Consider the following 18,861-nt stretch of genomic DNA (forward strand, 5'->3'; position numbering starts at 1 on the left):
GCCTGTTCTTGCCATTTTTATTTGTTCAGCAATAATTTCTCGAGTTCGGTTAATTTTTGTTCAAATACTTTGCAGGCCTCTTCCACTGGCGAAGATGATGTCATATCGACCCCCGCTTTTTTCAGAACCTCGATCGGATAATCAGAGCTTCCCGCTTTCAGGAATTCATTGATGAAGCGATCGACTGCCGGCTGTCCTTCTTCTAAAATACCTTTGCTTAACGCTGTGGCCGCACTGAAGCCGGTGGCGTATTGGAAAACGTAATAATTATAGTAGAAGTGAGGAATTCGCGCCCATTCCATACCGATTTCCTCATCCACTGCCACGTCTTCACCAAAGTATTTTTTGTTCAGCTCGTAATACACTTCGGTCAGGCGTTCCGCTGTCAGCGCTTCGCCTTCCTGATCCATCTTGTGGATTTTATGTTCAAATTCCGCAAACATTGTCTGACGGAATACTGTACCACGGAAACCGTCGAGCCAATGATTCAACAAGTAAATCCGCTCCTGGTCATCTTCGGCATTTTTCACCATATACTCGTTCAGCAGAGCTTCGTTCGTCGTCGATGCCACTTCAGCAACGAAGATGGAGTAATCACCATACACATAAGGCTGTGAAGCGCGCGTGTAATGGCTATGGACACTGTGGCCGAATTCATGGGCCAGCGTGTAAAGGTTATCGACATTGTCCTGCCAGTTCATCAGGATATATGGATTTGTGCCATATGCGCCGGAGGAATACGCACCGCTCCGCTTCCCTTTGTTCTCCAAAACGTCCACCCAGCGATTTTGAATGCCTTCTTCAACAATACCCGTATACTCTTCACCAAGCGCAGCCAGGCCTTTCAGCATGATGTCCGTCGCTTTTTCGTAAGGGATCTCCATCTTCACTTCTTTCACCAGGGGTGTATGCATATCCCACATATGAACTTTATCGATGCCGAGCACTTCTTTGCGAAGCGCCGCGTAGCGATGCAATAAATGCAGGTTATTGTTAACCGTCTCCACTAGATTATCGTAGACAGTTTCCGGAATGTGATCATCCGATAATGCGGCGTGCCTGGCCGAATCATATTTGCGGACGCGTGCATTGACATTATCGCGTTTGACCGTTCCGGCCAAAGTGGAAGCAAACGTATTCAGGAATTTCCCGTAAGTTGCATAGACCGCTTTGAAGGCATCTTCCCGCACACGGCGGTCCTTGCTTTCCAGAAAGCGGATGTAATTGCCGTGCGTAATCTGCACGCTTTCACCGTTCTCATCTTTGATTTCTGGAAATTCCAGATCCGCATTATTCAGCATGCCGAACGTTTCAGACGAAGCACTGACGACTTCCGATAATTGCGCAAGCAGGGATTCCTGTTCGGCCGGCAATACATGCGGCCGCATGGCGTTCAACTCGTCCAGCGCATGCTTGTATAGTTTCAGTCCTTCATGGTTGTTGACATAGCCATTCAGCACTTCTTCATCAAGCTCCAGGATTTCCGGTGTCAAAAATGATAAGCCCGCTGCTATCTTGGCGTATAGAGCTTTGACCCGGCTGTCGAAAGCCTGGTATTTTGCATTGGTGGTGTCCTGATCATATCTCATATGGGAATATGTATATAATCTTCTAAGCCTCTCCGACAATTCATCTTTGAATGTCAGTACTTCAAAAAGGGACTCTGCCCCTTCTTTCAATTTGCCTTCATACGAACCAGCTTTATCAGCCATAGCTGCTACTTCCTTGAATTCGTTTTCCCACGCTTCATCGGTTGGGAAGATATCATCGAGCTTCCATGTCAATTCTGTTGGAACCTCTTCACGCTTTAATATTTTATTTGTCATTTTCCAATTCCTCCTTAGTTCTTCTCTTTCGGGAGTCGAACTTGTTTTTATTTTCTCAATTTTCGTACGCTTTTGCAATAGATATCATACAATCCATCGATTTGCATGTCCGAGTCGTTTTTCAGATCTGACATTTCGCCAATAAAACGCGAGTAATCCCGCAATACCGTTTCCAGTTGTGCAGCGTTGCTATTTTTCTTTAATGCTATTTTCCGGGAAGAAATGAGTTCGGCAATCGTTTTGCCCTGTTCGAGTGCACGGACGGTTTTTAATTGCCAGATGACGGCATGTTCAGCGATGCATTCGGCCCCGGATATCGGCACCCCGATTGCCGCCGGGAGATTCCGTTTATCCAAACCAAGCTGATAACACAACAGCCAGAAAGGGTTTTGATAGCGATTTTTCGCAAACAGTTGAGAGCGGATGAACGCCGCTCTTGCCTGCGCATAAACGGAACACATCGTTTCAAAATCCTTTCGGTTCAGGCTTTTGGGAACAGCAAAAGGATAGGTCTGTTTTGCTGCAGGCAAAGAACTGATTTTGCCCACCCAGCGATTGCCGCTAATATAGAATAGATTTGAATAATAATTGAATTGCCCGGTTTCCGGATTTAACAGCAGCAGATACTTTAAGTGCCCCTTGCTGATCAGCATTGTCTTTTGATATTCCAGCAGGTGGATGACTTGAATCCTGTTTTTCGGAGTTTCATTGTTCCCGAAAATCCAAGTTGACTCCAACCCGATTGCCTTGTAGGCAGCAGTCCTTCTTACTACGTCGTGCGCTGGTATCGCACTGCATTGGAATTCAATTACGGTTCGGCCTTCCACCAGCAAATCGGCGCGCTGACGAATTTCCGGCAAATATTTTTCCAGTTCCACTGAGAAGTTTTTAGCTGTGAAGAAATCGTGCAGCAAAATTTTGCCTTGCAGATGCAAAGAGGATTCCGGCTCACTGAACGAATCACAGTCAGAACGGGATTTATGGGCAAAATGGGGAATTTTGATACTGCCGATTTTTAAATACGAAATATTTCCACAGTCCCGACAGGTGAAAGTGTTGTCAACGCGCATGTCGAGCAATTCTTGCCGGCTGTAGTTTTTCGCAAGATTAATTAATTGGTCCGTTTCTGTCTTGGCAATTAATATGGCTGTCACTCTCCTTTTCTTCATTATAGGAGAGTTACCATATTTAGACAATGCGCAATATTCCGTCTTAATAAGAACAGCTATCCATACAAAAAAGCCTGAAGGGTTGAAAGTTTAGCTTTCACCCGTTCAGGCTTTATGGTATGGACTTATTGACTGGCATTATCCAAAATAATGCAGCACATTGGATAAGGCATCCCTTTTGAAAATTTCCTTGCCGTATTCTTCAAGACGATGGATCGTAACAGAAGACTGTGGCAGATATTCTGAGAATACACTTAGATGGTCTTTTATATCATCATCTGAATGCAGGATTTCATCAAAGCTGATGTGCAGGTAGTATTTACCTTCGAAATGATAGAGCGCCGTTTCCATTGGAACATATTGCAGTCGGCGGGATAAAGGAATCAATTCCTCGATTTCCGAAACCACAAAACTGTATTCCAATTTTTTTGTGTCGGGTTCGTTGAATACAGGCTCAAATTCATCGAATTCTGTTCCTGCCGCACCCTCTTCATCATTCGCAAACATTTTGCGGCGCTCTTCTATATCATCCGGCATATCTAATTTTTGGCCGTCCTTAGTCAATTGCGCACGTGTGACTGTAACTTCCAGCCCTTTGTCCATTGCCTGGACCTGAATCCACAGGGGACCTTCCATTACAAAGTCAGCTTCTTCATTCACTTCATCCATCATTTCCCAGAATAGCTCTTCGCTTTTATCTCTGTTAAACCAGATTTCGTCACGGCTGAACCCACGTTCTTCAACGTCGAGATAGGAAATGTAAAATTTGACTGTATTATCATTAATGCGTTCTATATCCATTTTACACCTCTCCTTTCGAATTGGACCAAGAGGATCTTCCTCATAAGCCGTGCGTTTCTTGCTAGCTTTATTATATCGCGTTTGGAACTCTATGAGAAAGTTATTGCCTGTACGCCACAATATGCTGTCGGATAATTAGTATCGAGTTTATTGCAATTCCTGCTGAAATGCAAGACATTAAGCCGAAATAAATACAGAAAAGCTGTCCAAAGATCCATTATGAATTGACATAAAGGCCGGACAGCTTTTAGCTTATTTTCAGTTCACCATTCGCTGAGCTTCAAGCAATTGATATGCTCTCACTTTACGAGGGAGGAACCGGCGGATTTCATCTTCGTTATAACCGACTTGCAGTCGTTTTTCATCCATGATAATCGGTCGGCGCAATAGCCCTGGGTGCTCCTGGATTAACTCATACAATCTTTGAAGCGGAAGGCTTTCGACATCCACATTAAGCTTCTGGAAAATTTTAGAGCGGGTTGAGATGATTTCATCCGTTCCATCTTCCGTCATGCGTAAAATCTCTTTGATTTCGCTGATTGTCAGCGGTTCTGAAAATATGTTGCGTTCTGTATATGGAATATCATGCTCTTCCAACCATGCTTTTGCTTTTCGGCAAGATGTACAGCTTGGGGAAGTAAATAGCGTTACCATCATAATTGAACACTTCCTTTCGGATTCGGGGGTGACATTTCTATCTCACTAAATTAGAATGAGTATAATTTAGAAGGTTTACATTCATTATACAATAATTGACCTAAATTGAATATAGAATTCGCAAATTAATAGAGGATTTGCATAATACTTGTCACAAAATCGCTATAATTAAGCGCTTCCTAAAGTTCTATAATATGAATTTACCCGTTTTTTAAAAACGCTAAACGCAATTTACAATTATTTTATTCTCAATTAGAAAATTCTTCTTGAAAATATTCCTTACTCTTATTAGTACGAATCAGAAAGCAAAAAGTTTCATAAAAAAGAACCTGATTGAAAATCAGGTCTTTTAATCAACTATTATTACGGAGTATAATCTACTCCTGGCGAATAGGTATTGCCGGCATTCCATAACAGGAACTCATCGATGCCATTATCGTTCAACGCTTTGATCTGCGCTTCGACTTCCGCTTTACCATATCGCAGGTAGTTGCCCGATCCGAGATATGAAGCTGTGAAATCCTGCAGCCATGGGCGTGAAACTGGTGGATTTTCCAGCTCAGCTAGTTTTGCATTCTCAACTTTCGAATACTCAGCCACTAATTTGTATGGCTCCAGATCCGGTTTCGCAATGCCGAAATAAGATGTCCAATGGCTTGGATAGATCATGGAAGAAATGACATCCACGTTTTCTGAGATTTTCGAGAAGTTCTGGCCAATTCCCGGTGCTTCAGGCAAAGTGGCCGAATACCCGAAAATATCAACAGAAACTTCGACATCATACGGTTTCAGCTGTTCGCGCGCATACGCGACAAAATCAGTTACAGCGGATACACGGCTTTGAACGTCGTCTTCCCCATCATACTCCCCTTTGGAATACTGCAGCTTGTCCGCACGGTTTTCAAACCCTTCCGGGAACCGTACATAATCGAATTGGATTTCCTTGAAGCCCAGTTTTGCAGCTTCAACGGCAATTTCAACATTATAATCCCAAACTTCTTTCAAGTATGGATTGACAAAAGATTCTTTGCGGCGGTTTTCCCACACTGCGCCGCCATCCAGGAATGACCATTCCGGCTTCCGTTTTGCCAAAGCTGAATCCTTGAATACCACGACGCGGGCTATCGGATAAATTTCTTCTTCTTCGAGCCGTTCCATCATCGCCTGAGGATCTTTGATGTATGGTTGGCCGATGCCATATTCGTCAACCGTTGATCCTTCTTCAGGTAAAAAAGTCAAATAACCGAAATCCTCTTTAACGTCGATTACCATGGCATTCAAATCTGTTGTGCTGACCAGGTCGATCAAGCTATCAAAGCGAGCTCCGCCAGCGGAATGTCCTGTAACAAAAATGCCCCGAACTGCATCCGGATAGTCGAATGTAAACCCGGAATCATATTTGAATAATTGCGAGCTTGCCAATACCTCTGAACTGATTTCAATTGTGTTATATGTACGGGTAGTAAAATCCTGTGCTTCTTCAGCTGCTGCCATTGCCGGAGCTGCTGCGAGGCCGGTGAATAATAAAGCAGTTGCGGCTGCCATCTTCATTTTCTTCATTTTCGACTATACATCCTCTCAGTTGTCTTTCTTATTCCATTTTATCATCATTTTGACAAATTGAAACAAAAAAATAGCAATCCTTTATCTTGTTATCGGAAATAATAATAACCTGTACATGTATGTATTTATTATTGCAAAGCATTTCCAAAATGGTCTATAATAGAAGAAATATATAAGCGTTGAGAAAGAAGAGTAAATGCATTTCCTTCTATATAGAGAGTCTGTGGCTGGTGCAAACAGATGGAGGTTTGCATTGAATGGGCTTTCGAGCTGAGCGGGTGAAATTTATCAGTAGCCTGCTCCGTCATCTTCACGTTATGAAGAAGAGTGGCCGGAAACGGCAACTAGGGTGGTACCACGGAAACACAGCTTCGTCCCTTTGCAGGGATGCTTGCTGTGTTTTTTTTATTTGGAGGAGGAATAACAAAATGAATCGAATATTTTCAGGCGTTCAGCCAACAGGGACCGTTACATTAGGCAATTACATCGGGGCCTTCAAACAGTTTACAGATCTTCAGGATGAGTACGATTGTATTTTTTGCATCGTCGATCAACACGCGATCACGATGCCCCAGGACCGGCTCGAGCTCCGCAAGAACATTAAAGCTCTGGCAGCCTTGTATTTGGCTGTCGGAATCGACCCTGACAAAGTGACCTTGTTTATTCAATCGGAAGTTCCAGCACATGCTCAGGCGGGTTGGATGCTCCAGTGCATCGCGACAATCGGTGAACTGGAACGGATGACCCAATACAAAGACAAGTCTTTTAAAAATATCTCTGTTTCTGCGGGATTATTGACGTATCCCCCATTAATGGCCGCGGATATTTTATTGTATCAAACCAATATCGTACCAGTCGGTGATGACCAGAAGCAGCATATCGAATTGACCCGGGATCTGGCAGAGCGCTTCAACAGAAAATACAATGATGTTCTGACAATTCCAGAGATCCGGATTCCAAAACATGGCGCCCGCATCATGTCGTTGCAGGACCCCACCAAAAAGATGAGCAAATCAGATGCCAATAAAAAATCGATCATCACCCTTCTTGATGATCTGAAGACCATCGAGAAAAAGATCAAGAGTGCTGTCACAGATTCAGAAGGCGTTGTTCGTTTTGATCCTGTAAACAAACCTGGCGTATCCAATCTGCTGACAATCGAAGCTGCGCTGACCGGCGCATCAATTGATGAGCTGACAGCCAAATACGATGGTGCCGGTTATGGTGAGTTTAAAGCCTCTGTCGCGAAAGCTGTGACAGAACACATCGCACCTATCCAGGAACGCTATGCCAAACTCGTCGACTCCGATGAACTTGACCGCATCCTCGATGAAGGCGCAGAAAAAGCTGCCCACCAGGCGAATAAAACACTCAAGAAAATGGAAAATGCAATGGGCCTTGGCCGTAAAAGATAAAAAAAGTTCCGCACAAATTAATGTGCGGAACTTTTTTCTATCTTAGGGACTTAGGATTCAAAGCATCCTTCAAGCCTTCACCGATAAAGTTGATGGACAGGATTGTCGCTGTCAGCACTATTGCAGGCGGCATCCAAATCCACGGTTTGCCTTGCAGCACATCCGGTTCGTTTGCTGAAGACAGCATATTGCCCCAACTCGGAACTGATTGTGGAACACCAAAGCCTAAATAACTAAGAGCCGATTCAACGACAATCATACTGGCAAAAATCAATGTTGCTTGTACGATGATCGTCGACATAACGTTCGGAAGAAGGTGCTTACGAATAACTTTCAACGGCGAACAGCCGATTGACAGCGCTGCAAGCACATATTCGTTCTCTTTTTCCGCCAGAATTTTGCTTCGGACCAGTCTCGCGACTCCGCCCCAGCTCAAAACCCCGATTACAATAATAAGAACTGAAACCCCGTCGACCGTTTCACGCAAAATTGTATTCAATACGATAACGAATACAAGGAATGGAAAGTTCAATACGAAATCAGTAAATCTCATCAGGACGTTGTCTACAAAGCCGCCGAAAAAGCCAGCGATTGAACCGACAAGCGTTCCCAAACTGATAACCATTAATGTGGCGCTGAATCCGACAAGCAAGGAGATTCGGCCACCGTAAAACAGGCGGGTTAAAACGTCACGTCCACTTTTGTCCGTTCCGAGGATATGCTCCCCGTTTGGCGGAATGTTCATTGAACCGATATTGACCCTTGATACATCCGGAATCGGTGATAAGAACGGCGCAAGAAATGGTGCTGCAAACGATAATGCTGTTACAAGAATTATAAAGAACGAACTGATCATCGCCAACTTATTATGAAGGAACTTCTTACGTGCAATTTGCCACGGAGACAAGCTGCGTTCCGGCTTCTGTTGTTGAGTTAATGTATTAGATGATGCCAATTTTGCTTCCTCCCTATTCCAGACGGATTCGTGGATCCACGACTCCGTACAGTAAGTCTGCGATCAAATTACCTGCCAATGTCAAGAATGACAATAACATCGTCAAAGCCATCAACGTTGGAAAGTCACGGCTCGTTACAGAATCCAGGAACAGCATTCCGATACCCGGGTATGTAAAAATCGTTTCAGTGATGATTGCCCCACCGATCAATGCTGCAAAATCGAATCCAAGGAAAGTAACTAACGGAATAATGGAGTTTCTCAAAATATGCACATTGTAAATCTTTTTCATCGGTGTTCCTTTAGCTCTGGCAGTACGTACGAAATCTTTGCGTGAGTTCTCGATGATATCGTTCCGCAGGAATTGCGTGTAAGAAGCCGTACTCAAAGCCCCTAGCACAATTGCCGGCAATATAACGTGATGCAGTCTGCTCAGGTAATATTCAACAGTGCCTGTTTCAATCAGTATATCCACCGATCCGCCAAACGGGAACCAGTTTAAATTGAAGGCGAAGAAGTATATTGCAAAGACCGCCGCAACAAAAGAAGGTATAGCAAGCATAATATAGTTTATTCCTGCTATTGCATTATCTCCGAGAGTATAGGGTTTTCGCCCGGAGTACATGCCCATCATAAATGCCAAAATATAGGTTATGACCAATGACATGAGCCCTAGAAATAATGTATTCGGCACTTTCTCCATAATTACATCAAAAGCGGGGCGTTTGTATTTAGTGGATTTTCCGAAATCCCCTTGGACAAATCCGCTGATCCAATTAAAATATTGCACTGGCAACGGGTCATTATAGCCCAATTTTTCTCTCATTTCAGCGATATATTCCGGATTCGTATTCAAAGGATCAATTTCCCCGCTCAGTGAATCACCGGGCATTAACTTAGCCAGCGAAAACACGACGATGGAAATAAGGATGAGCATAGGAATCATTCCAAGTAATCTTCTAATCGTATATTTAAGCATTTATACTCTCCTTGTCTGTAAAGTTCTCTGCTGCACTCTTCGGCACGGTAAGAGTAATTTGTGCCAAACGTCCCTTACCGTGCATAAGAGCCCTATATAATTTTTCAACGATGGGCTATGAACAGCCCATCGTTGAAGGTTTAACTGATATTATTCTGTTACAAACCATTCAGCCGGGCTGTTTTGACCAGATACGTCATATTCAACTCCGCCTACACGGTTGTTCAAAGCAACAATTTCTTCAAGTTCAGCAATATAAAGCATTGGAACGTCTTCGTTTAGAATCTTCTGCCATTCGATATACAATTCAGTACGTTTCGCCTGGTCAGTACCAACGATTTCGATGTCTAAAGCATCATCAAGCAATTGGTCTGATTCTGGGTTGTTGTAACGCGGGTAGTTCCAAAGCTGATCTGCTTTCCATAGACCAGATGGATCCGGATCTGCTCCAGTTCCCCATCCACCGAAGAAAGTTTCAACCGAAGCGTCATCTTTTTCAATCATTTCGTAGTAGAGGTTAACTTCTACCATTTCCAATTCTGTTTTAAGACCAACAGCTTCCCAGTATTGAGTGATCGCTTGAGCGCGTGACTCAAATGTTGGGTTACCAGTTGCGTAATGAGAGAATTTAACAACTAACTCATCACCGTTTGGATCTTCACGGAAACCATCGTCGTTCGTATCAACGTATCCAGCAGCATCAAGCATTTCCATCGCTTTTTCTGGATTGTAATCGTACGTGTTCAATTCGCTGTTGTCAGCTGCATTCCAGTGAGAGCTTGGTACTGGAGCATTGACTACATTTGCATATCCGAAGAAGAATGCATCAACCCATTCTTGGCGGTTAAGAGCATACATCATAGCCTGACGCAGTTCTTTATCCTGGTATTTCGGGTTTTCTTCAACAATAGTTTGTGATTCGTTGTCGAATTTACCAAGCTTGAATCCTACATAATAGTAAGAAAGGCCAGGGTAAGTGATAACTTCAACATTTTCCAATGGTTCAACTTCAGGTCCTGAAACCGGCTGAAGAGAGATCATGTCAACATCGCCGTTTTGCAAAGCGCCAACTACAGAAGAGTTGTCAATTACGCGTAAAACGATTTTGTCAAGATTTGCATCGCCGTTCCAGTAATCTTCGTTTTTAGAGAATTCTACAGATTCACCTTGTACAATTTTATCAACTTTGAACGGCCCAATTCCGATTGGATTTGTAATAACCCATTCAGATGAAGCCATATCAGCTACAGGAACTTCTCCAAGAACTGATTCTGGAAGAGCGTAAGCCCAAAGGTTTGTCAAGTTGTTAACACGTGGCTTGTCAAAAGTGATTGTGATTTCATAATCACTTACAACTTCGATTCCTGAAATGGAATCAGCTTCGCCAGCGCGGTAAGCTTCAGCACCTTCGATTGTTTGTACATTCGTGTAACGGGGACCTTCGTAGTCCGGGTCAGCAAGAGTTTCTAAAGCGAATACCCAGTCATTAACTGTAAGTTCTTCGCCGTTGTGCCAGTTAACGCCTTCTTCAAATGTGAAGTTGAAAACTTGGTTGTCTTCAGTTTCCCATGAAGCTACGTTTGGTTCTGGTTCAAGGTTTTCGTTATAAGTAATAAGAGCTTCATCAAAAAGGTCAATTACTTCAGCATCTGTTGCAATGCCGTAAAATGCAGAAGAGAATAACCCTTCAGGTGGAGCATCAATGCCGTAGACTAAAGTTCCGCCTGCTTGAGCTTCGCCTTCTGTTGCATCTTCTGTATCAGTGTCTGTTTCTTCCGTGTCTGTGTCTGTGTCTGCAGGATCTTCTGATGTTGTGTCGCCATCATCTCCGCCACATGCTGCAAGGAATGCAGAAAGGACAAGAATCAGAGCGAAAAGCCACAGTAAAGATTTGTTCTTTTTCATGATTTTCCCCCTATAATTTTTTTGATTAATACAAGACGCAAGCAACATGATGGCCAGGGCGCACTTCTTTCAATGGAGGCTTTTCTTTCGAACAGATTTCCATTGCCATCGGACACCGCGTGTGAAACGGGCAGCCGGTAGGAGGATTTTGCGGACTTGGCACATCCCCTTCAAGCACAATCCGTTTTTTCTTGATCGCCGTATTCGGTTCTGGGATCGCAGAAATCAAGGCTTGTGTATAAGGATGCAGAGGCTCCTTGTATAAATCTCTATTTGAAGCAACCTCAACGAGACTGCCCAAATACATTACTCCTATTCGATCACTCATATGTTTTACAACGCTGAGATCATGCGCGATAAACAAATAAGTAAGATCGAATTCAATCTGCAATTCTTTTAACAGATTGAGAACTTGCGACTGGACAGAAACATCTAACGCCGAAACCGGCTCATCTGCCACAATCAATTTTGGATTCAACGCAAGTGCACGGGCAATCCCGATACGTTGACGCTGGCCGCCCGAAAATTCATGAGCGTATTTATAATATGCCGCTTCCGGCAGTCCAACCTTGGTCAATAATGCTTTTATTTCCAGCTCCAGCTCTTTCTTATTGCGCTTCTCATAATTGAGAATTGGTTCCGCAATAATGTCACCGACCATTTGCTTCGGATTCAGACTGGCGTATGGATCCTGGAAAACCATTTGGAAATCGCGGCGCGCTTTTTGAAGTTTGGATCCGGAGACCTTTGTGATTTCCTTGCCTTCAAAAAGAATCTTGCCGTCTGTCGGTTTCAGCAATCGAAGAATAGTTCTTCCTGTCGTTGACTTGCCGCAACCTGATTCACCGACAAGACCAAGTGTCTCGCCTTTACGAATGGTGAACGAAACATCATCTACCGCTTTTACATGTCCTACCGTCCTTTTGAAAAACCCTCCGGTAACCGGATAATAGGTTTTAAGGTTCTGGACTTCGAGAAGCACGTCCCGGTTCTCGAGGCTGTCAATTCTATCCTGAATAAAGTCTCTTGTTGTCATACCATGGACGCTCCTTCTTTATGGGGTTTTGAATCTGTCGGCCAGCTCGTATCATATAGCAGGCATGCAGCTTCGTGGTTCGGGCCAACCTCCCCGAGTTTTGGTGTTACTGTAAGACATTCCGGCATTGCAGCCGGGCACCGGTTTGCAAAGCGGCAGCCCACTTCCGGCATATTCATTACAGATGGCACCAAACCATCGATTGTTGCCAAAACTTCGACATCTTCATCCATTTTCGGAATCGCTTTCATCAGCAGGTCCGTATAAGGATGTTTCGGGTTATTGAAAAGTTCATCGACATTCGACTTTTCAACAATTTTGCCTGCGTACATGACGAGTACTTCGTCACAGATTTCAGCCACTACTCCGAGATCATGCGTGATCAATATGATGGCCATGTCGTTTGATTCCTGAATCCCTTTTAACAGGTCAAGGATTTGGGCCTGAACCGTTACATCCAAAGCAGTTGTCGGTTCATCTGCAATCAATAGTTTCGGCTGGCAGGCGATTGCCATTGCAATCATCACCCGCTGGCGCATTCCACCCGATAATTGATGGGGATATTCTTCAACAATTTTATCCGCGCGTGGAATTCCCACACTTTTCAATAAAGCAACTGAACGGAGACGGGCTTGTTTTTTCGATATTTTCTCGTGGTTCAGGATAACTTCTTCGATTTGATACCCGATGGTGAAAACAGGATTCAAGGAAGTCATCGGTTCCTGGAAAATCATCGAAATGTCTTTCCCGCGAATGTCGTTCATCTTTTTATCTGAAAGTGTGGAAATCGTTTCCCCTTCAAACTTCACTTCGCCTCCGCGAATTTCTCCGATTCCAGTCGGCAGCAATTGCATGATCGACAGTGACATAACACTTTTGCCGCAGCCCGATTCCCCTACAACTCCTACGATCTGTTTTCGTTTGACGTCGAATGACACGCCTTCCACAGCATTGTGGAAATCCCCGTCAATCTTAAATCCTGTTTGAAGATTTTGTACCTGTAAAAGTGGTGTTTGTGTATGTAAAGTATTATTTGCTGTCATTAAGAACACCTCGAAATTCTTTTATTCTGTAAATTCAATATGAATAAAGTTTATTACAAAAACATTACATAATCAATCTCTTTTTTGTAATTTTATAAATTAATTGTTAATTCGATCTGTCAATTGGTAAAATTTCCTTGCTATTACTGTGTTCCCACCGATTTAAAAAATTATATTTATTTTAAAAAAGTATCATTTTTCCAAGTAAATATAAAAAAGCACCCTGCAAAATAGGCAGGATGCGATACTCAAATATTTATTATTCGTATTTTTTAAAGACCAGTGATGCGTTATGACCACCAAATCCCAATGAATTGCTCATAGCAAAACTGAAATCAGCATTTCTGGCTTTATTTGGAACATAATCCAAATCACATTCCTCGTCAGCCGTTTCGTAATTTATAGTTGGTGGCATAATGCCTTCTTTCAGCGCGAGAGCCGTAAAGATGGCTTCAATGCCTCCAGCTGCACCGAGCAGATGGCCAGTCATCGATTTTGTTGAGCTCATGCCGAGCTTATAGGCATGTTCACCGAAAACGGTTTTCACTGCCATGGTCTCGAATAAATCGTTATACGGTGTGCTCGTGCCGTGCGCATTGATATAGCCTACCGAAGTTTTTTCAACACCCGCGTCAGCTAAAGCCTGCTCCATCGCTCGTGCTGCACCTTCTCCTCCAGGAGCCGGCGCAGTTATGTGATGGGCATCTCCCGTCGAACCATAGCCGACGATTTCAGCATAAATTTTTGCGCCGCGTGCTTTGGCGTGGTCATAATCTTCAAGAATGACAATCCCTGCTCCTTCGCCGATGACAAAACCATCACGGTTTTTATCGAATGGTCTAGAGGCAGTATTTGCATCTACATTTGTCGTCAAAGCGGTGTTGGCCGTAAATCCGGCCACAGACAATTGCGTAATTGGCGCTTCTGCTCCGCCGGAAATCATGGCATCTGCCTCGCCCCGCTGAATAACGCGGAAAGCATCTCCAATCGAGTTTGTGCCGGAAGCGCAGGCAGTCACTGAACAGGAGTTGATGCCTTTAGCACCAAAATGAATTGAAACTTGCCCGGAAGCCATATCCGGAATAATCATCGGGATCAAAAACGGGCTGATGCGGCGAACGCCTCGTGTATTCAGCACATTCATCTGATTTTCGATTGTTTCCATGCCGCCGATTCCAGAACCGATCCAGACGCCCGTTCTAAGAGCCGTTTTTTCATCAAGCTCAAGACCGGAATCTTTCATCGCCATGATGGATGCTGCCAGCGCATAATGCGTGAAGCGGTCCATTTTTCTTGCTTCTTTCTTTTCGATATAATCTTCAATATTAAAATCTTTTACTTCTGCAGCAATTTTTGCTGAATAGTCATCCGGATTCAGCCTTGTCAGCGGGCCGACACCGGATTTCCCCTCTTTAACAGCTTCCCAGGTTGTTTCGATATCATTTCCAAGCGGCGTGACCGCTCCAATTCCCGTTATAACTACACGACGATTCGTCATTATAATCTATCCTTTCGCATTCCTGATTATTTGCCCCAGCGCATTGCAATCGCGCCCCATGTCAATCCTCCGCCAAATCCGACCATGACGATCACATCGTCATCTTTGATTCTTCCTTCCTCAACATCTTCTACTATAGATATCGGAATGGAAGCAGCTGAAGTATTGCCATATTTATGGATTGTCTTGGACATTTTTTCAATCGGCAGCTCCAAACGCTGTCTGGATGCTTCCATAATTCTGATGTTGGCCTGATGAGGAATTAAAAAATCGACGTCCTCTTTAGTCAGTCCAGCTTTTTCAATGACATTTATTGCAGACTCACCCATCTGGCGGACAGCAAATTTGAAAACTTCACGGCCATTCATTCTCAGGTATTCATCCTGATATAAATGTTTTGTACCGCTGCCATCTGCACCCAATTCAAACGCCAGTATGCCGCGGCCTTCAGAAACTTTTCCGAGAACACATGCTCCTGCACCATCACCGAAAAGAACAGCTGTATTACGGTCTTCCCAATCAGTGATTTTTGAAAGTTTTTCGACTCCGACGACCAGCACATATTTATAAACATCTGAATCGATGAATTGTTTTCCGGTTACGATTCCGTACATAAAGCCGGCGCATGCAGCCGAAATATCCATGGCTGCCGCATTAACAGCGCCAACCTCCTGCTGGATTACACAGGACATAGCTGGAAACGGCTGATCCCCAGTTACAGTTGCTACCAGGATCAAACCGATTTCTGCCGGATCGATGCCAGCATCGGCAATTGCTTTTTGCGCAGCTTCCCGAGCCATATCGGACGTATCCTGGTCATCACCGGCAATGCGGCGTTCTTCTATACCAGTCATCGTGCGAATCCATTCATCCGACGTATCCATCCGTTGTTCCAGTTCAAAATTCGTCAATATCTTTTCCGGAAGGCATCTGCCTATTCCGAGTATGCCAGCATTCATTGAATTTCCCTCATTTCAACTTGCTTTGAATGTTTAGTACCTGGTGTTAATAATACGTCATTGCTTTTCTTTTTTCAAGTTGTCGACATATTTCCGACAAAATCTTTCCAGAATGATGAAACTTTCTTTCTGCAAATTCAAAGCTATGCTATTATTAAACTAGACATTTTATGCAGGGGTGAAAATAGATGCAATTTATCGGAACTTTTTTCTGGTCAGTTTTGTTGATTTCGTTGTTAAACTACGTTGTCAGTGCTGTACAGAACGTAGATTTTAATTTTATGAATGGGATTTACATGTCAGTGGTGGTTTCCATTCTGATCTTCATCATTTCTTCAATCATTCCAGATGCTCCGGCTCCGGAAAAACATTAATTTAAAGCTGAAAAAGAAGCGCAGGCCATTATGGCCTACGCTTCTTTTTTTGTGATTTTCAATTGATTGTCTTCGGCCATTTCCAGATACATCGCTGTATTTGGTACAATATCGCCTTTGATCAATTCACGGGCAATCTGTGTTTCTATTTCACGCTGAATAAAGCGTTTCAGCGGCCGTGCACCAAATAAGGGGTCCGTGCCTGCAGCCAGAATATAATCGATGACCGAATCATCAACTTCCAATGTAATTTCCTGCCGCTGCAAACGTTCTGCCAGTTCATTGATCATTTTCTTGGCAATACGGTAGAAATGGCTATTGTCCAGCGCATGGAAAATGACGATATCATCTATGCGATTTAACAGCTCCGGTTTGAAATGTTTGCGCAATTCCATCATGACGATATCTTCAATTTCATGTTTACTGTCCTTTAGACCAATATGTGATGAACCGATATTGGAAGTCATGATAACAACCGTGTTCGAGAAGTTGACAAGCCGTCCTTGGCTGTCGGTAATCCGCCCATCGTCCAAAATCTGCAGAAGGATATTCGCGACGTCCGGATGTGCTTTTTCAATTTCGTCCAGCAGCACAACCGAATATGGATTTCTTCGAACAGCTTCCGTCAATTGGCCACCTTCTTCGTAGCCGATGTAGCCAGGTGGAGCTCCGACGAGGCGTGACACACTGTGTTTCTCCATGTATTCCGACATGTCGATCCGGATAAAATGGTCTTCCGAGTCAAACAGGTTTGCTGCCAGAGCTTTGGCTAATTCTGTTTTGCCGACTCCCGTGGGACCAAGAAAAATAAATGATCCAATCGGTTTCCGTTCGTCTTTGATGCCGGCGCGGGCACGCCAAACCGCTTCAGTAACCAGTGCAACGGCTTTATCCTGGCCGATGACTCTTTCTTTAAGCGTGTCATCAAGACGCAATAATTTTTCGCGTTCGCCTTCTACAAGTTTGGTTACCGGAATGCCGGTCCAGCGTGCCACGATGCCGGCGATTTCTTCTTCGGTCACATCTTCACGAAGCAGCCTTTCTGCCCCATCGTGCTGCAGTTCACTCTCCAAAGTGGCCAATGCCTTCTCTAGTTCCGGAATTCGCCCGTGCTGCAGTTCGGCTGCTTTGCTGTAATCCCCTTTCGTTTCAGCTTCTTCAAGCTGACGGCGATACAGATCAAGCTGTTCCCGCTTTTCCTGAATTTTTTTCAATGACTCTTTTTCTGCGATCCATTGATTTTGCATTCCGGAGGAAGAATCTTTCAATTCTTTGATCTCCGTGCGCAAAGTTTCCAGACGTGATTTGCTGGCGGCATCCTTTTCCTTCATCAATGCCTGTTCTTCAATTTCCAATTGCATCAGCCGGCGTGTCACCTGGTCCAATTCCTGTGGCATTGAATCGATTTCCGTCCGGATCATCGCACAGGCTTCATCGATCAGATCGATTGCCTTGTCCGGCAGAAATCGCTCGGTGATGTAGCGGTCCGACATCGTAGCCGCTGCCACAATCGCGCGGTCATGGATGCGGACGGCATGGTGAAGCTCAAAACGCTCTTTCAAGCCCCGCAGTATCGATATTGTGTCTTCGACAGAAGGCTCACGCACGAGCACCTGCTGAAAACGTCTCTCAAGCGCTGCATCTTTCTCGATATGCATCCGGTACTCATCCAAAGTCGTGGCACCGATGCAATATAATTCCCCGCGTGCAAGCATCGGTTTCAGCATATTGCCGGCATCCATCGCACCTTCCGTTTTGCCGGCACCGACAATGGTATGGATTTCATCAATGAACAGGATGATCTCCCCTTCACTGTCTTTCACTTGCTTCAGAACCGCTTTCAGCCGTTCCTCAAATTCTCCCCGGTATTTCGCTCCTGCAATTAACGCACTCATATCGAGTTCGTAAATGACACGATTCTTTAAACCTTCCGGCACATCATTCCGGACAATTCGCTGGGCCAGCCCTTCGACAATGGCTGTTTTCCCAACTCCCGGCTCACCGATCAATACCGGATTATTCTTTGTTTTCCGGGACAAGATGCGGATTACATTGCGGATTTCCTCATCACGGCCAATGACTGGATCCGCTTTTCCTGCCTGTGCCTGTTCCACCATATTGCGTCCATATTGTTCCAGTGGTGACTTTTGTTCTTCATCTTTTGCAGTGAATTGCATAACAGCAACCCCTCTCCGTATTCTTTGACCTTCTTTGACTAATTTTATTATATGAAAAATCTCTGCAGGATGCAACTTTCGCTAACCATAAAAAAAAACCTTTTTGGAAGAATGCTTCCAAAAAGGTTTCTCAATACTTATCTTACGCCAAGCGCCATTTTCGCGTATCTTGACATATGTTCCTTGCCCCACACCGGCTGCCAGACGATTTTTACATCGACTTCTTCGACTTCCGGCAATTCATATAATGATTGTTTGACCATTTGAACAATTTGCGGTCCCATTGGACAACCCATTGAAGTTAAAGTCATTGTAACCACTGCAAATCCGTCTTCTGATAAATCTACGTCATACACAAGGCCCAAGTTAACAATATCAACGCCCAGTTCTGGGTCAATAACCGTTTCAAGTGCTCCCATCATGCTGTCTCTCATATCTTGATCCATGACAATCCCTCCTTTTCTATTAATGCCATCTTAACAAATTTCAGGAGAGAATGAAATC

The 18,861-nt window shown here is 44.1% G+C and carries 16 protein-coding genes and 1 other annotated feature; of the genes, 2 read left to right on the forward strand and 14 right to left on the reverse strand.

Annotation, left to right across the window (positions count from 1 at the left end; genetic code table 11):
* Positions 1-17: 17 nt before the first annotated feature.
* From pepF to DHX103_RS02725, 5 genes are all read right to left on the reverse strand, one after another.
* Positions 18-1,826, reverse strand: a complete 1,809-nt coding sequence (gene pepF / locus DHX103_RS02705) for an oligoendopeptidase F (protein ID WP_422123739.1) — start codon at positions 1,824-1,826, stop codon at positions 18-20.
* Between the two features lie 47 nt (positions 1,827-1,873).
* Positions 1,874-2,980, reverse strand: a complete 1,107-nt coding sequence (locus DHX103_RS02710) for a competence protein CoiA (RefSeq protein WP_422123740.1) — start codon at positions 2,978-2,980, stop codon at positions 1,874-1,876.
* A 153-nt stretch (positions 2,981-3,133) separates the two neighbouring features.
* Positions 3,134-3,796, reverse strand: a complete 663-nt coding sequence (mecA, locus tag DHX103_RS02715) for an adaptor protein MecA (RefSeq protein WP_422123741.1) — start codon at positions 3,794-3,796, stop codon at positions 3,134-3,136.
* A 258-nt stretch (positions 3,797-4,054) separates the two neighbouring features.
* A complete protein-coding gene (gene spxA, locus DHX103_RS02720; protein WP_008429739.1) occupies positions 4,055-4,450 on the reverse strand; it encodes a transcriptional regulator SpxA in 396 nt (131 codons plus the stop codon).
* Between the two features lie 366 nt (positions 4,451-4,816).
* Positions 4,817-6,013, reverse strand: coding sequence for a putative glycoside hydrolase (locus DHX103_RS02725; protein ID WP_422123742.1), 1,197 nt, complete (start codon positions 6,011-6,013; stop codon positions 4,817-4,819).
* A gap of 173 nt (positions 6,014-6,186) precedes the next feature.
* Positions 6,187-6,398: a binding site (T-box leader), on the forward strand.
* Positions 6,399-6,444: 46 nt separating this feature from the next.
* Here DHX103_RS02725 and trpS point away from each other — a divergent pair.
* Entirely contained in the window at positions 6,445-7,431 is a 987-nt protein-coding gene (gene trpS, locus DHX103_RS02730) for a tryptophan--tRNA ligase (RefSeq protein WP_422123743.1), read from the forward strand.
* A 37-nt stretch (positions 7,432-7,468) separates the two neighbouring features.
* Here trpS and opp4C read toward each other — a convergent pair whose 3' ends face one another.
* The 7 genes from opp4C to DHX103_RS02765 form a co-directional block, all read right to left on the reverse strand.
* A complete protein-coding gene (gene opp4C / locus DHX103_RS02735; protein ID WP_422123744.1) occupies positions 7,469-8,386 on the reverse strand; it encodes an oligopeptide ABC transporter permease in 918 nt (305 codons plus the stop codon).
* Between the two features lie 13 nt (positions 8,387-8,399).
* Complete coding sequence (opp4B, locus tag DHX103_RS02740; protein WP_422123745.1) at positions 8,400-9,365, reverse strand: oligopeptide ABC transporter permease; 966 nt, start codon at positions 9,363-9,365, stop codon at positions 8,400-8,402.
* A gap of 150 nt (positions 9,366-9,515) precedes the next feature.
* The gene (gene opp4A, locus DHX103_RS02745; protein ID WP_422123746.1) at positions 9,516-11,270 is read right to left on the reverse strand and encodes an oligopeptide ABC transporter substrate-binding protein; all 1,755 of its coding nucleotides are present in this window, start codon (positions 11,268-11,270) and stop codon (positions 9,516-9,518) included.
* 25 nt (positions 11,271-11,295) lie between these two features.
* Positions 11,296-12,306, reverse strand: coding sequence for an ABC transporter ATP-binding protein (locus tag DHX103_RS02750; RefSeq protein WP_422123747.1), 1,011 nt, complete (start codon positions 12,304-12,306; stop codon positions 11,296-11,298).
* Positions 12,303-13,349 carry an ABC transporter ATP-binding protein gene (locus DHX103_RS02755; protein WP_422123748.1) on the reverse strand — a complete coding sequence of 349 codons (1,047 nt, stop codon included), beginning with the start codon at positions 13,347-13,349 and terminating at the stop codon, positions 12,303-12,305. The genes DHX103_RS02750 and DHX103_RS02755 overlap by 4 nt, the downstream gene beginning before the upstream one ends.
* A gap of 259 nt (positions 13,350-13,608) precedes the next feature.
* Positions 13,609-14,847 carry a beta-ketoacyl-ACP synthase II gene (gene fabF, locus DHX103_RS02760; RefSeq protein ID WP_422123749.1) on the reverse strand — a complete coding sequence of 413 codons (1,239 nt, stop codon included), beginning with the start codon at positions 14,845-14,847 and terminating at the stop codon, positions 13,609-13,611.
* Positions 14,848-14,873: 26 nt separating this feature from the next.
* Positions 14,874-15,806, reverse strand: coding sequence for a beta-ketoacyl-ACP synthase III (locus DHX103_RS02765; protein WP_422123750.1), 933 nt, complete (start codon positions 15,804-15,806; stop codon positions 14,874-14,876).
* Positions 15,807-15,994: 188 nt separating this feature from the next.
* On the opposite strand from DHX103_RS02765, the gene DHX103_RS02770 reads away from it, so the two are divergent.
* Positions 15,995-16,180 (forward strand): DUF2929 family protein, encoded by a 186-nt coding sequence (locus tag DHX103_RS02770; RefSeq protein ID WP_422123751.1) that lies wholly within the window; start codon positions 15,995-15,997, stop codon positions 16,178-16,180.
* Between the two features lie 35 nt (positions 16,181-16,215).
* Here the strand turns inward: DHX103_RS02770 and DHX103_RS02775 are convergent, their stop codons facing one another.
* Positions 16,216-18,357 (reverse strand): ATP-dependent Clp protease ATP-binding subunit, encoded by a 2,142-nt coding sequence (locus DHX103_RS02775; RefSeq protein WP_422123752.1) that lies wholly within the window; start codon positions 18,355-18,357, stop codon positions 16,216-16,218.
* Positions 18,358-18,494: 137 nt separating this feature from the next.
* Positions 18,495-18,803: a metal-sulfur cluster assembly factor gene (locus DHX103_RS02780; RefSeq protein WP_144837831.1), complete on the reverse strand. Its 309-nt coding sequence runs from the start codon at positions 18,801-18,803 to the stop codon at positions 18,495-18,497.
* Positions 18,804-18,861 lie beyond the last annotated feature (58 nt).

This window comes from Planococcus daihaiensis (assembly GCF_049262615.1).
In the GTDB taxonomy this organism is placed as follows: Bacteria; Bacillota; Bacilli; order Bacillales_A; family Planococcaceae; genus Planococcus.